Genomic DNA, 13,867 nt, shown 5'->3' on the forward strand with positions numbered 1-13,867 from the left:
GTTAGCGGTCTTCTTCGTCGAGTAGTTCCTCCTCCGCGATTTCCAGCTCTTCCTGCTGGTTGACGGCAGTCGCCTCCAGTAGGAACACTATTGCAAGCCCAACGATAAGGGCCGCCAGCGTAGCCAGCACGTAGGGGTTATCCGGTATCTGGTCGAGGCCGGTGTACGAAGAAGGTAGAACGTTGGATTCCAGGACCGGTACCACCTCACCACTACTGTCTATGCGGGTGGTCAGGGCATTGCGCCACGGCCAGAGTTTGTTGAGCGAGCCGATCATGAAGCCGGTCAGGATAGCAAAGGTGCGGTTGGGGTAGGTCTTGAACGTCCAGGTGAGCAACCGGGCGAAAGCAGCCAGGCCAAGCAGGCACCCGAGCGCAAAGCAACCGACGATCAAGAGGGCACCGTCCTGTCCCTCTACCACCCCGCGCAGGGCTCCGAAGACAACCGTATACATGCCCAGCAAGACCAGAATGAAGCTGCCGGATATGCCTGGCAGGATCAGCGCGGAGATCGCCAGCATTCCCGAAAAGAAGACCAGGATGGGAGAGGTACTGCCGGCCAGGGGATTGATCGTCGTCAGGAGGTAGGCGACTACCGCCCCTACGATGAGAAAAGCAACCGTCCAGATGTTCCACTCGGTTATCTGTTTGCCGACGTAGATGGCGGAACTCACAATAAGCCCGAAGAAAAAGGCCCAGACAACGGGCGGATAGTGTTCGAGTAGGGAAGTGATCGTGACCACTGCAATCCCCAATCCGACTACCATACCTCCCGCGAGGTTGACCAGGAAGGTGCCGTCGGCTTCTCGCCAGGCCTGGCTAATGCCGCCCTCCCGATAGGCATTGATGACCTTGGTACTCAGCACGCCCCCAATCGCGGCGAGAAGCCGTTCGTAAATGCCGGTGATAAAGGCGATCGTGCCGCCGCTTACTCCGGGGATGGCTTCGGCGATGCCCATGGCCATGCCCCGTAACAGAATCGAAAAGTTCATCTATTTGGTATCCTGGGGTTTGACGCTCTGGTACATATTCCGTGCTTCCGGTAGCGTGAAAACGCCATCGAAGCTGTTCTGAAAAACGATCTCGCGGTCACCGCGATAAACGATGTAACGGAAGCCATAGACGGAGGTCGTGTCTATTTTATTCTCGAAAATGAAGCCCTGGGGCTCCTCCTCGACGATGCGGGCGAAATAGCGGTTATCGCGGACGAGATCGAGTTGATCCGCCTTTAGCCGCGCCATATCGTTGGTGCGGGCACTGCTGGCGAGTACTTGGACGGCGTAGCGATCGGCGTCGCTGCTGATGATGACGTCATCGATCAGGCCCGACAGGGACTGGGCTTTGACGGTAGCGCTGTCGGGCGCCTGAATGGTGACGGGGATACTGTACTCGGTGAGATCCAAATTGCCGTAACCGGTACGACCGTCCTCGCCACAACCAAATAGCAAAAGAACAGAAACAACCGAAAATAAAAGTAAACGCATACAAGGTGTTTAGACCGCAAAGATACCCAGAAGACGGCGATCGAGGAGAAACCGAACTTGTCGAGTCGCGGGTGTTAATTTTTATACATTTGTGACCGCCTTTCCGACATATCCAACGTCGGCTTACGTTAAGAAGGCGCAAAAGCTTTCGCATGTATCTTTCTAACTTCCTCTTACTACTCCAAGCCCAGGGCGAAATCAACCTCGATCCGGTGGAACCCGCCATCAAAAGTGAAAGCTTGATGGACGTACTCCTGGAGTCTGGCCTACTCACCCTGGTCATCGTTGGTATCCTGCTCCTGCTGTTCGTGATCGCGCTTTACATCTTTTCGGAGCGCTACATCACCATCAAGGCCGCCGGCGCTGATGACGAAGGATTCATGGAGCGTATTCGCCGCGAAATATCAACGGGGAATATGGCAAACGCCCGGGCCCTCTGCACCACAACGGATAGCCCGGTAGCCCGAATGGTCGACAAGGGATTGCAACGCATCGGCCGCCCGCTGCGGGACATCGATGCCGCGGTTGAAAACGTTGGTAACCTGGAAGTCTTTCGCCTCGAGCGCGGGTTGAGTACCCTGGCAAGTATCGCCGGTGCCGCCCCCATGATCGGCTTTTTTGGGACCGTAACGGGCATGATCAACGCCTTCTACGAAATGTCCAACGCTCAGAATATTACCCCGGATGTTTTGGCCGGCGGTATTTATTCGGCGCTTTTGACCACCGCGGCCGGACTCTTCATCGGTATCCTGGCCTTCGTCGGTTACAACCTGCTGGTTGCTCAAGTAGAGCGGGTGGTCTACAAAATGGAGCGCTCCACCACGGAGTTTATGGACCTGCTTCAGGAGCCGGGATAATCATCCCGACCACGAATCAGGGAAGCACAACGGAAAGCTATGGGCCTCAAACGATCGAACCGGGCTAACGCTCAATTTAATATGTCCTCGCTGACGGACATCATCTTCCTGTTGCTCATATTCTTCATGCTGACGTCCAATTTCGTGCAAATTCGGCCCTTTGATTTGCCCCAATCGGACAGTCAGACGGTGGCGCCAACCAACATCGTAGTAGAATTGGAACGCTCCGGCGCGGTACGCGTTAACAGTATAGAGGTCAGCGAGACGGTCATGCTGCACGCTCTGCGCGATGCCCTCGAGGAGGTCAACGACCAGGCCAATGCAACCGTCACCATCGTGGCCGAGAGGGGCGTTCCCTTCAGCCGAATAGTTCCGGTCATGAATTTGGCGGCTGAGCGTAAAGCCCGGGCGATCATCGCCACCGAACCCCGTCGGGGCTAAAGCACTAACCTATGGCGCTCAGAAAACGATCAAAAGTCAGCGCGGAGTTCAATATGTCGTCGCTGACGGACATCATCTTTCTCCTCTTGATTTTTTTTATGCTCACCTCCACGGTGGTGGCACCCAACGCGCTTAACCTGAAGCTTCCCGGTAGATCAGATACTCCCGCGAGTCCTGCAACCGAGCGCCTGGACGAGGTACGCATCGATGCGGACGGCGTCTTTTATTTCAACGATCGGCGAATCAGCTCGGACGAACTCGAGCGAACGCTATCCGGTAATGCCAACTCCGGTTATAGTATGTTCATTGCACCCGATCGCGAGGCACCGGTTGAAGGGGTGGTTACGATAATGGACATGGCCATGCGGCTCGACATTAACGGGGTCCTGGCCGCCGAAGAACAGTAGAGCAACCTTTGGCTTTCTTTTCAGGGTAATGGAACCCGGCACGCAAGGGCCGTACTCGCTGTTGCCCCACCACGGACCATTCAGGACAAGTTCGCCTTCCCGGTAGTCAAGGCGCAGGTCGTATTCCTTCATACACCAGGATACCTGCAAGCCGGCCTTATCGCTACGCAAAATTTCCGTTTCCGAGATACGCCAGCTGCCTGCCCCGTTGCGGTAACCACTCAAATGCATCTCCGCGTAGAGGTCACCCAATTGGACGTAAGCCTTGCCCTTCACGGCCGGACCGATCTGCTCGATGTCGAAAAAGAGTTCAAAGCGATCCGCGATACCTCCTTCGTTTTGGTACAGGGTGCCGGTCCAAACCCCACTAATATCCGCATTGATCTGCGCCGTAAGGAGTACGGGGCACGCCAAAAACATCAGCACGGTAAGAAAGCGATTCGTCATACTAGGTAAAAGTTAAAAATAACATGCTGCCCGGGCCACGGATCATCTGTAGAGCGTGTCCTAAAGTTATCGAGTTGATTTTCAGAGCGAAATTTGAAGTCCCGGAGTGATATTACTCCGGGGCTTTTTTAATATACAGAAAAGCCCCCCGAAACGATGTTCCGGGGGGCTTTTCCCTGTAGGGTAAACAGATAATTAGTTTCCGTTACCAGTGGGGTTGTTCTGGATTTCCGGAACATCCACACCTGCGGGAGCGGAATCTTCCGTGGCATCACCTTGCCCGGTGAGGAACTCAACCCGGCGATTGGTGCGGCTGCGGTCAAGCGGCACGATGGCTTCGTCTTCACCCCGGTATTGCAGGATGAGGCGTTCGCGCTGGATATTGTGCTCGGTGACCAGGTGGCTGATTACGTTATAGGCACGCATGTAGCTCAGCTTCTGATTGAATTCGGGGTTTCCTACCCGGTCGGTGTAGCCGCGTACGATTACGCGCATGTCAGGATTTGCCTGTAGCACACGAGCTACGCTGGCCAACATGCCATAGTCATCGTAGGATACCTCCGAGGCATTCAAGCCGAAATAAAGCATGGGGAGATAGATCGCACCGTTCGGGGAGTTGACCATCGTGGTGGAGGTCATAATGCCATCGCGCTCGATCACCCGTTCGATTTCATCACCTACGATGCTTCTTACCTCATCTTCGTTCAGACCGCGGTCCATACGCTCGATGACAACACCGTCGGCATCAATTTCCTCACCCGGCCGAGGGGGGAAGAAGGGCTCGAGGTCACGGTAATCGGGCACTCCGTCTTTGTCGCTGTCCAGGGTACGGCCGCGACTGTCAACCGGAACATCGGCGGGGGTGTCCGGCTCCTGATCGATCGAATCGACGATACCGTCGCCATCGGAATCGGTGGTGACGGCATCAACGCGGCGGTTAAGCGTATTGATTTCGTCTTTTACCGGGGTAAATACGTTCGTCCAGTAGGCGGGCTCTGACTTGGTCGTGGCATCTCCAATATTGAAGTTCAAAGCTACGCCGAAGACATTCAGCACGTCACGGAAGGTGCTGGCTTTGTAGCCGTCCATGAGATCCGCACGATTACCCAGGGGGATGAGGGCCTGGTATTCTACACCGATGTTCATTCTTTCGCTCAGGCGGTAGCTGATGCCACCACCTGCGGCCGCGTTAACGTGAAATTCACTGTCAATCATGCCGTTTCTTCCTTCCTGCCAGGGTTGGTTATCACCCGAACAGCCAAAGCCGCTAGTTTCGTCGTTGCACTGAAATTCGGTGCTGACGAAATTGAAACCGGCACCGGCCATGAGGAAAATGTTCCACTTACGGGTATCTCCGTTCAGCAGAAAGTTATTGAGGGTTACCACACCGAAGCCGGTACCTCCCACCCAATCCGTTTCGAAGCGGCGGTTACCGTCTCCCGAATCAAATTCAGCGTCTCCTTTAGTCTTGGAGTACAGCGCGTCGAGGCGCAGGGAGAACAGGTGATCCAACGATTTGCGTGCGTGTACACCGAGTCCGTAGCCGAGCTTTGCATCGACATCGCTAGACATGGTAGACACGTAGGGCGAAATTCCCAACTCTAGCATGGTAGGACGTGGCGCGTTAATTTGGCCACCGGTTTGTGAAGTCGACTCGATTGTATAAGTGGTATCAGCGTCGGAGAGCGGAGTACCCTGCGCATACGTTGCTCCGCACAAGCAGAGCAGCAGGCCGGTAAAGGTTGATCTCAGGAAATTCATGAAAGGGATTCTAGCAAGTTTGTTAGCGGATAGATATGTCTCTGATCCAGTTTATATAGGGTAAAGGTACTGCTTGTTTATAAAAGCACGTACAATCTTTACCTTTGACCGCCATTTCGCCTATGTATACCCCCTGGTTAAAGTCAGACTACGAATCCGACCCGCAATTAGATCCCTCCTCCCTCGGCCACCATCTGTCCGATACCGTCGCCACCGGAACGCGGGTGGCCCTGATCGGCGTCAACGCGCGGTGGGCTGATTCCGTCCGCGACAAGCTCTACGGGTACTATTGGGATCACGGAAACTTAGCCCTGACCGATCTGGGTAACCTGCGAAAACAGACGGTTGATTTTGCTATCCCCCTCCTCAAGGAATTGTACGCAGCGGGAACCCTTCCGGTGCTCATCGGAGCCGATGCACGGATGGCCGAAGCGCAATACCTGGCTTTTGCCGAACTGAACCGGGAAGTTGGCATTGGCGTCATCGATGCGCGCATCCAGCTTCAGTACAATGCCACGCAAGGCGGTAAACCCGCTACCCTGGACCGTGCCGTTCACCGAACCACGGCACCCTCCTTTCATCTGGCGCATATCGGCGATCAACGGCACCTTTCTGACCCGCGTCTGGACGTGTTGTTTCTTTCCCGCCACTTTGAGCGGTATTCGTTGGGCAAAAGTCGGATGGATCTCACGGATCTGGAACCTCCCATACGGGATGTGGACCTGGTCGTAATGGATATGAACGCCGTCATCGCGGCGGAAGCCCCCGCCCAGTCCGGAAACGCGCCATCCGGCTTCTCGCTACAGGAAGCCGGACAACTGGCGTACTACGCCGGAAACAGCGACCGACTAGCATCCTTTGGCATATATGGATTCGAATCAACGGCGGTAGACCGCCTGGATGCCCTCACCGCCGCGGGGTACGCCCAGTTGATCTGGTATTTCCTACATGGGGTGAGTAGACGGCACGGGGATTTCCCCCGATCGTCTTCCGGACTGGTGGAATACATTGTCGATAGTAAGCTGGCGGATCGGTTTGTTTTCTGGCGCTCTCCCCGGAGTGATCGATGGTGGGTTCAAGTGCCCCTGGAGGCACACCGGGGAGAAGAACGTAATCGTTTGGTATCGTGTAGTTACGCGGACTATCTGGCGACGAGCCAGGACGGCCATCTGCCGGAGCGGCTCTTTCATGCCTTTTCCCGCTACTGATGATACCAGGGACTAATTAGCTTGCCGAGGCGGATATCTTGTGTTAAAGTTTAAAGGCAAAGTACAATATCTGCTGTCTTGGAGTCGCTATGTTTACAGGCAGCGTGAAGTCGCCGCCGTGTTGTCTTAAACATGCCCGGGTTAGGGCATCTTGATTTTGGATTTTTCCTGGTCAATTCATTGCCAGCGTCTCTCGTAAGAAACCACATTATAGCCGAGGCTCCATTAGCCCGGTGGTCCATCTCCCCGTCGTTCATTGGCGGGTGGGACTCACTGTACTCTTATCCCGGACGTTGCGGAATTGTCAAAACTCACTGTTTTGCATGTCCCACTTTACTAAGCTTTTGCTCCTGATAACGCTGGTCATTTGCTCCCTGGAAATGGGAGCGCAAACCAGTTGCGGACAAGACGAGCCCTTTCTGCTTCCCCCAACGAGTACCTTCTGTGCCGATGCGGACGGATTCGTTACGGTCAGTTTCAAAATCTACAACAACGGCGATCCGGGTACCTACCGCGTCGACTTTCCGGACGGTTCGGACACCGTTTACGTGGGAGTGGTCAATACCGTCACGGTAGAAAAGCGGTTCCTGTTTTCCTGTGAGGCGCCTCCCGGAAAGCCTGCTGCCCCGCGCCCCGGCGCTCTGTATTACGAATACTCCGGAGCCCTCACCGTAACCCGAGAAGACTGCGTCGACGAACGCGGAGACAATCAAAAGGGTACTTATGACTTTCGGGTGGTCCCCAATCCCATCAACGAAATCGTCTATAGTAATATAGAATGCGTCGAAGCGCCCTTCGAGGTCAATTTCGAGGCGCAACTCTGTTCGGACCAATTGGCCGAGTCCTTCCAGTGGTTCGTGGATGATGTATTGGTTGATGGGGCCACGGAGCAGGACCTTCGCCACGTTTTCGATACGCCCGGTACGCATAGTGTATCCCTTGAAGTAGAGACGCACAAAGGCTGTGAAGTGTACCGCAAAAAGGAGAGCTTTACCATCGATGCCTCCCCGGTGATCACGGTCTCCTATACGCTCGACTCTTCTCAGCTGTGTAATGACAACATTCAGATCATTCCAAATAATCAGTACGAGCACGCTACTTCGTACGAATGGACCACGACTTCTCCGGGAGTAACATTTAGTGACCCGACCGCCCCGAATCCGGTCATCAATATCAGCAACGACAAGGCAGGATTAAGGGAAATTACCGTGGAGGCCCGAAACGCTGCCTGTTCCGGCGTGCGGGAAACCATCACCGTCGAAACGCAGCGCGGACAGCAGATCGACATACTCGAGGACGTGATCACCTGTACGGGCTACGTGCTGCAACTCTGCGACTACCTGGACTTCACGCCCAGTCCTACAAACATAAGCTGGACGGCCAACAAGCCGGGCGTCACCTTCAGCGATCCGAACGCCATGTGCCCGACCGTGACCTTCGACACCAACGACGAGTACGTGTTGATGGCTAGCGGCTTCGACGTCTGCGGGGAGCGCTACGATATTCCGGTAGACGTTCGGGTCCGCGATGGAGCGCGCCTGCAGATCGACATCAGCAGTATCGATACACTTTGTACCGTCGACCCCGTCGTCAACTTGCTTGACTACATCTCCCCGGCGGAAAACGTGAGCCGCATTACGGGTGACGGCGTAGTCAACAACCTGTTTGACCCGTCAACCGTAGCCGGTACCACGCCACTTACCGTAGTCGATAGCTGTGGAGCAACCTACGATCTCTCTTTCTACGTGGTTCCTCAGGAAGTTTACAACGGGGTCGACCCGACTATCTGCCAGGGGGATACCATTGACTTCGAAGGCATGCAGGCGGGTGTCTACACCGGTACCGGAATGAAGGACGGTATATTCCGCTCAGCCGGATTGGGTGTAGGAACGTATCAGATCGCCTTCTCGAGCCTGACCTTCTGTGGTGGGGAGGACACCATAAATGTCACCGTACAGGAATACCCAAGGGCGGATTTTGAAATTCTCGCGGATAGCTGTGCCGTCGGAGCCCACGGAAATATTTACGCCGGACTGGAACCTTTATTCGTGGAGAATCGCTCCACCGCCCGCACGATCTGCTATAGCATCCTTGAAACGGGACAGCAGGCATGCAACCGCGAAAAGGCGAAGTTCGTGTTTGCCCGCGGCGGGATATACACCCTTCAGCAAGTCGTCGCCTTCCCCGGGGGCGGGTGTAACGACACGCTCCGGCGAGTTATCGAAGTAATCATGCCAGCGGAAGTGAATCACGGATTCGTCATGGACAGTACGTCCTGTGACTCCCTGCAAATTGACTTTACGGCCGGTCCGCAGGATAACCAGGTAACCTACGATTGGAAGTTTTCCAATTTGGACTTCAGCTCCGATTCCAGCCCCCATCTGGCCTTGCTCCGTCCCCTCGCCCCCGAGGTCTTAGGTGTAAAGATTGGCGTAGCCAACGCATGCTACGTTACCGAGGATACCTTCGGGGTAGCGCTGCCGCAGCGATTCCGGGTATCGTTTAGCGTACTCAATGATAACAATACCATCTGCTCGGACGATACCGTCTTCCTGGCTAACACCTCCGTGAACGCCCACAACTTTCGGGTCACCTACCCGGACGGAAGACAGGCTACGCAATTACCGCGGAACATCGTCCTGCAAAACTTCGGCAACACGGTCCTCAGCTATCCGATTCAATTGGAAGGCTCCAATGTCAGCTGCCCGGATGAAGTAGCGCACGATACCGTACATGTCTTACCCATTACGACGGAGGCCGCCTTTGGATTGGCGTACGACAATGTCTGTGCCTCGGGAGGTATTGAACTGACGAACGCTTCCACGCCCGGTGCCCTCACCTTCGTGAACTGGGGCGATGGCAGTAGTCCACAGTATATCGACGATCTGGAAACACTGACCCACTCGTATGAAACCTCCGTGGACGCTCAATTTGAAATTTCGCTGTCGGCCAAGCTGTGTGGAATCGATACCTTCCGGCGTAAGGTTACGGTGCGACCCGCCCCGGATGCTTCTTTTAACGTGGTGGCTACGGATGCCAACTGCGTGAACCGAGAGATAAACTTCACCTCGGCGGCGGAAAAGCGTCCGTACAGTTTCACCTGGGACTTCGGTGACGGTAGTGGCTCCAGTCACTTCAGTGCCAGTCATACCTACGCCAATACCGGAACGTACCGGATCTTTAGCAAGGCCGTGGGCAAGAATGGTTGCGCAGCGATCGACAGTTTCGACTTAAGAATTGGAGATTACGATGGTCCAGATTGGGACGTGACCACTCCCGCCTCGGTCTGTGAGGATGCCGTCTACGGTCTCGAGCTGCGCACACCGCTTACGGGCTGGTCGCTGGACTATGGGAACGGCCTGGTATCCGAGTCACCGATTGCGCAACCGTACAGTCAAGCCGGAAAGTATACGCTCCGGCTACGAGCCACCTCCGCCAACGGTTGCTATCGTGATAGTGCCGCGGTAGTCACGGTACAATCCGGCTTCGAGGCTCAGATCCAGACGCCGGCCGAAAGCTCGCGGATGATCGTGGAGCTAGGCGACGAGCTCGATCTGGACGTGCACATCAGTCCTCCCCGCAACATCGTGGATCTGAGCTGGACGGGAGACAGCATCTATAACCCCTACTCGCCATTTACAACCGCTTTGCCGATGGACGATGGATTTTATGCCATCAATCTAACGGACGTACACGGGTGTACCGCCTCGGATTCCATCAAGGTGGTTGTGAACAAGGACTACCGTGATCGCATGTATTTGCCCAACATCTTCAGCCCGAACGGAGACGGCTACAACGATCGCTTTGGCTTCGATGCCAAACAGAATACCATCAAACGCGTGAAATATCTGCGCGTGATATCCCGCTACGGCGCAGTTGTGTACGAGTGTCAGGATTGCCTGTCCAACAGCGTCGGAGAGGGATGGGACGGAACCGTGGGCGGACAGCCCGCAGAACAAAGCGTCTATATCTGGGCGGCCGAAGTCGAGTTTATCGATGGAAGCAGCCAGCTATTTACTGGCGATGTGACGCTATTGCGTTAACATCCGTGTGACCAGAGTAGATCTTTCCCTGTGTTAAGAAGGCCTGCCTCATCGGCGGGCCTTTCTTTTGTCTTCGCCTTAGCCTCCGACTCGGGCCCGGAATACCCGACTCTGCCGTTCCGCTTCCAACACGAATTCCGCGCCCGAGGCTACGAAGACAGTCCGCTGGTCTTCCGTGAGTTTCAGGCTATCCGTACCGGATAGCGCACCGCTCATCAGTAGCAGGATACATGGCCCTCCGGTGGTGGCCACCGCAACCTCTTCGCCTTCGGGAATATCTCGGAAAGAAAGTTCGAAGTCCGGTGCCGGAGTAGGATAGGTGTTCCAGCCGTCGGCCTCGCTTTCGGGGCGGATCTTCGCGGGCAATACCTCTTCGAAGCGGGTGTTCTTCATCAGTTCCGGAACATCGATGTGTTTGGGAGTCAGCCCACCGCGTAGAACGTTATCGCTATTGGCCATCAATTCCAGACAGGCACCTTCCAGGTACGCATGGGGAATGCCGGCATCCTGAAATATGCCCTCACCCGGCCGCAGATGCACCAGGTTAAACCAGTACACGGAAAAGATACCCCGGTCGTAGTGGCCATCCACCATATACTGCTCGAAGGCGCGTTTCGCCCAGAAGGCCGGGTCGCTTTTCTCGTAAGTATTGCCGTCCAACTCTCGGGCTAGGGGTTCCAGGAGGGTATCCACTTCCGCCTGACTCGCTTTCATCACGTACGCGTACAGACCCGCTACGCCATCCGTCCGAAGCGTTGCCCCTAGTGTTTCCCAGCCAGGTACGGATTCGAGCGTGCGGCTGATTTGATCGGCGGATTGGAAGCCGTGCAGGAGATAAAAATCGGACAGGGCAACGCCCAGTTCCGGTTTGTGGTTATCATCCCGATAGTTCCGATCGGGCGCGTCGCGTTCGGGTCCGTCCGCTTCTTCGCGGGCAAAACCCGCTTCGGCGGCCTTCTTGGTTGGATGCACCTGAATGGATAACATCTCCCGTACATCCAACACCTTAAAAAGAAAGGGTAGCCGGTCTTCAAAGCGATTGGCCACCTTGGATCCCAGAATCTCCGTTGGTGACGCGGCAATCAGGTCAGCCAAGGTCCGCTCGTCATTGAGCAGTTCGCCCGGACCCTTCGCGTGTGCCCCCATCCACAGCTCGGCCCAGGGTTTCTCCTTGACATTATCTTGCTGTAAGAAATCGGCTAAGTATTGGTGACCGCCCCAGGCATAGTGCTGGACGATTCCGGAAAAGGGATAAATGGCAGGCAAGCTGGGTAATTTTGATGCTGCCAATGATAGTCATTCTGGAGGCAGCTTGTTCAGCAGGGCGCGAGCCAATTTACCACTCTCTACCAGCTGAGAAGGTTTCGTGATGAGGACGCTAATCCGCAGCTCTTCATTCTTCGGAACGCTCACATCCAAACCTAACAATGCGGTATTCGGTAAACCTTGCTCGAAGGGTAATTCAGGCTGGCTGGATTTGATTCTCCAAACAGCATCAGCAGGTTGCAGTATTCTGGCGGTCAGCTCCCGGTTCTGCTGTTTCAGAACCGCCGTTTGGCCATCCAGAAGCGTTATGTTGTCGCCGACTAAAAGATTCCACCTGATGGCCGCCGCCGTGTCGGTCGGGGCCCGAAGTGTATCGGAAACCAATACCGCACCCGCCGGGTGGAGTGCCACGGTTCGGGATGCAGCCGCGAGATCGGGGACGTAAACGGAGTCCATGATTATCCGCGTGCCCCGCCATCCATCCGCCAGGTTTAGCCGGTGCAGGGGGGCAAAGCCGTCCACCCGCTGATGCCGGCCGTTTACGGTCAGCGTACTATGCGCATAGTTCGTGTACCGGTTCACCAGCCAGCGTTCACCGGACTGGGATCGGTCGAAAATTGCTAACCCATGGCTTTCCAGGGCTTCGTAATCGTGCATGCCGGGATCCATAACCCAACGCCGGCCACCGGCGTCCAGTACGAAACTCCCAATATCCATATGGCCGTGATTCATGGATGGCGTCCCACCCTTCATGGCTACGAACGTTGCCGTATCTGAAAAGCTGGTCCGGTAGGCACTGATCGGATTCATGCCGGCGGAAGTGAAAGTGGTGGCGGACGGCGGGTCGTTGCCCCGTTGATACCCGGTTCGCGCCAGCCAGATTGGTGCTAAAGGCAGGAGGCGATTACCCGTTCCGGTGGCGGGTAATTTACTCCCTACCGTAGCCATACGTTTCAGCAGCGGATATTGATAGTAGAGCGATCCCGGATCTTTGCTCATACCGGCCAGGAAGAACACGCTGGTTGAAAGCCCCTCGGTGGTGCGGCTGTCACCGTAGTTATAGTAGCCCCCCGGACCTCGGATCTGGACTAGGAAATTGCCGCTGTCGCGAAAGTAATCGGGAACGCTGGAGGCTTCTTCGCCGGGGTAGTTCATCTGCAGCGCATCCAAGAACAGCGCATGAAAACTCGTCCCGTATTCGAAATAAGCGGCCCCCTCCGCGTAGGCACCGTCGGGTGCGTATTGCGCGTATGCAAGGGGTAGGTACGTCAGTGCGCGTTGTATGAGTGAATCCGCCGCCGCTGGAAAATTCTCGTAAAATGCAATGGCCGCCACGCCCAGCCCGCCATTGCATACCTGGTTCCAATTGTTGGTCGTGCTTACCCACCATCCCGGCTTATCCAGCGCGGGCCGAATCGCCTTATCGTATGTGGCCCGCGTCAAGGTCGTTCGATCGCTTTCGCTCAGGGCATCGTACAACCAGTCGTAGCCTATCGCCAGGGCCGTGGCCATTTCCGCTACGTCTAGAAAATGATCGGGATTCAAATCGGGGTAAGCCGCAACGTGCAGTAGCTCGCGCCGCGCCCGTTCGAAATACTTTCGGTCGTCCGTCATGCGAAAGGCATAGCTCAGATGCAGTACACGCTTCAGCACGGTCCGGCTGGAAGTGAGTAATCGCCGTCCGATCATTTGCCGGTCTTCGGGGGGCAGGGATAGCATGCCGTCGGCCACTTCCAGCAGGCGGTGGTTCAGGGATGAGAATAGACTGTCCCGGGCCACCTGCTTCCTGTAAGATTCAAGTTGGTCGACAGTGAGGAAAAGCCTCGGATGGGATAATTCGGGGGCTTCCTGCGTGAGGCAGGGCAAGGATAGTAGGAAGAGGCTCAGGGAGAAACAGAGCGCCGTCCAGGGCCTGGTTTTACAAGCATGCACATCGGACAAAATACATACCTTG

11 protein-coding genes are annotated in these 13,867 nt (G+C 55.6%); 6 read left to right on the forward strand and 5 right to left on the reverse strand.

Annotated features, from left to right (window positions below; genetic code table 11):
- Window position 1: 1 nt before the first annotated feature.
- Both DRW39_RS02365 and DRW39_RS02370 read right to left on the reverse strand, forming a co-directional pair.
- Window positions 2-991, reverse strand: coding sequence for a DUF368 domain-containing protein (locus DRW39_RS02365; protein ID WP_116105373.1), 990 nt, complete (start codon window positions 989-991; stop codon window positions 2-4).
- A complete protein-coding gene (locus DRW39_RS02370) occupies window positions 992-1,483 on the reverse strand; it encodes a hypothetical protein (RefSeq protein ID WP_157975872.1) in 492 nt (163 codons plus the stop codon).
- Between the two features lie 152 nt (window positions 1,484-1,635).
- Here DRW39_RS02370 and DRW39_RS02375 point away from each other — a divergent pair, with 152 nt between their 5' ends.
- The 4 genes from DRW39_RS02375 (at window position 1,636) to DRW39_RS02390 (ending at window position 3,644) form a co-directional block, all read left to right on the forward strand.
- The gene (locus DRW39_RS02375) at window positions 1,636-2,340 is read left to right on the forward strand and encodes a MotA/TolQ/ExbB proton channel family protein (RefSeq protein ID WP_116105375.1); all 705 of its coding nucleotides are present in this window, start codon (window positions 1,636-1,638) and stop codon (window positions 2,338-2,340) included.
- Window positions 2,341-2,379: 39 nt separating this feature from the next.
- Entirely contained in the window at window positions 2,380-2,781 is a 402-nt protein-coding gene (locus DRW39_RS02380) for an ExbD/TolR family protein (protein WP_116105376.1), read from the forward strand.
- Between the two features lie 11 nt (window positions 2,782-2,792).
- The gene (locus tag DRW39_RS02385) at window positions 2,793-3,188 is read left to right on the forward strand and encodes an ExbD/TolR family protein (protein WP_116105377.1); all 396 of its coding nucleotides are present in this window, start codon (window positions 2,793-2,795) and stop codon (window positions 3,186-3,188) included.
- A gap of 225 nt (window positions 3,189-3,413) precedes the next feature.
- Entirely contained in the window at window positions 3,414-3,644 is a 231-nt protein-coding gene (locus tag DRW39_RS02390; RefSeq protein WP_116105378.1) for a hypothetical protein, read from the forward strand.
- A gap of 186 nt (window positions 3,645-3,830) precedes the next feature.
- Here DRW39_RS02390 and DRW39_RS02395 read toward each other — a convergent pair whose 3' ends face one another.
- Window positions 3,831-5,207 carry an OmpA family protein gene (locus DRW39_RS02395; protein WP_232830061.1) on the reverse strand — a complete coding sequence of 459 codons (1,377 nt, stop codon included), beginning with the start codon at window positions 5,205-5,207 and terminating at the stop codon, window positions 3,831-3,833.
- A gap of 293 nt (window positions 5,208-5,500) precedes the next feature.
- Here DRW39_RS02395 and DRW39_RS02400 point away from each other — a divergent pair, with 293 nt between their 5' ends.
- Together DRW39_RS02400 and DRW39_RS02405 are read left to right on the forward strand one after the other, a co-directional pair.
- Window positions 5,501-6,604 (forward strand): hypothetical protein, encoded by a 1,104-nt coding sequence (locus DRW39_RS02400; RefSeq protein ID WP_157975874.1) that lies wholly within the window; start codon window positions 5,501-5,503, stop codon window positions 6,602-6,604.
- A 323-nt stretch (window positions 6,605-6,927) separates the two neighbouring features.
- The gene (locus DRW39_RS02405; RefSeq protein WP_116105381.1) at window positions 6,928-10,647 is read left to right on the forward strand and encodes a PKD domain-containing protein; all 3,720 of its coding nucleotides are present in this window, start codon (window positions 6,928-6,930) and stop codon (window positions 10,645-10,647) included.
- 78 nt (window positions 10,648-10,725) lie between these two features.
- On the opposite strand, the gene manA is transcribed toward DRW39_RS02405, so the two are convergent.
- Both manA and DRW39_RS02415 read right to left on the reverse strand, forming a co-directional pair.
- Entirely contained in the window at window positions 10,726-11,913 is a 1,188-nt protein-coding gene (gene manA / locus DRW39_RS02410) for a mannose-6-phosphate isomerase, class I (protein ID WP_157975875.1), read from the reverse strand.
- A 30-nt stretch (window positions 11,914-11,943) separates the two neighbouring features.
- Window positions 11,944-13,845 carry a heparinase II/III family protein gene (locus DRW39_RS02415; RefSeq protein ID WP_157975876.1) on the reverse strand — a complete coding sequence of 634 codons (1,902 nt, stop codon included), beginning with the start codon at window positions 13,843-13,845 and terminating at the stop codon, window positions 11,944-11,946.
- Window positions 13,846-13,867 lie beyond the last annotated feature (22 nt).

This window comes from Lewinella sp. IMCC34191 (assembly GCF_003390935.1).
Lineage (GTDB): Bacteria > Bacteroidota > Bacteroidia > Chitinophagales > Saprospiraceae > Neolewinella.

Coding starts and splice junctions, on each gene's coding strand:
- DRW39_RS02365 (WP_116105373.1), bottom strand. CDS start 991: ATGAACTTTTCGATTCTGTTACGGGGCATGGCCATGGGCATCGCCGAA.
- DRW39_RS02370 (WP_157975872.1), bottom strand. CDS start 1,483: ATGCGTTTACTTTTATTTTCGGTTGTTTCTGTTCTTTTGCTATTTGGT.
- DRW39_RS02375 (WP_116105375.1), top strand. CDS start 1,636: ATGTATCTTTCTAACTTCCTCTTACTACTCCAAGCCCAGGGCGAAATC.
- DRW39_RS02380 (WP_116105376.1), top strand. CDS start 2,380: ATGGGCCTCAAACGATCGAACCGGGCTAACGCTCAATTTAATATGTCC.
- DRW39_RS02385 (WP_116105377.1), top strand. CDS start 2,793: ATGGCGCTCAGAAAACGATCAAAAGTCAGCGCGGAGTTCAATATGTCG.
- DRW39_RS02390 (WP_116105378.1), top strand. CDS start 3,414: ATGCATCTCCGCGTAGAGGTCACCCAATTGGACGTAAGCCTTGCCCTT.
- DRW39_RS02395 (WP_232830061.1), bottom strand. CDS start 5,207: ATGTCTAGCGATGTCGATGCAAAGCTCGGCTACGGACTCGGTGTACAC.
- DRW39_RS02405 (WP_116105381.1), top strand. CDS start 6,928: ATGTCCCACTTTACTAAGCTTTTGCTCCTGATAACGCTGGTCATTTGC.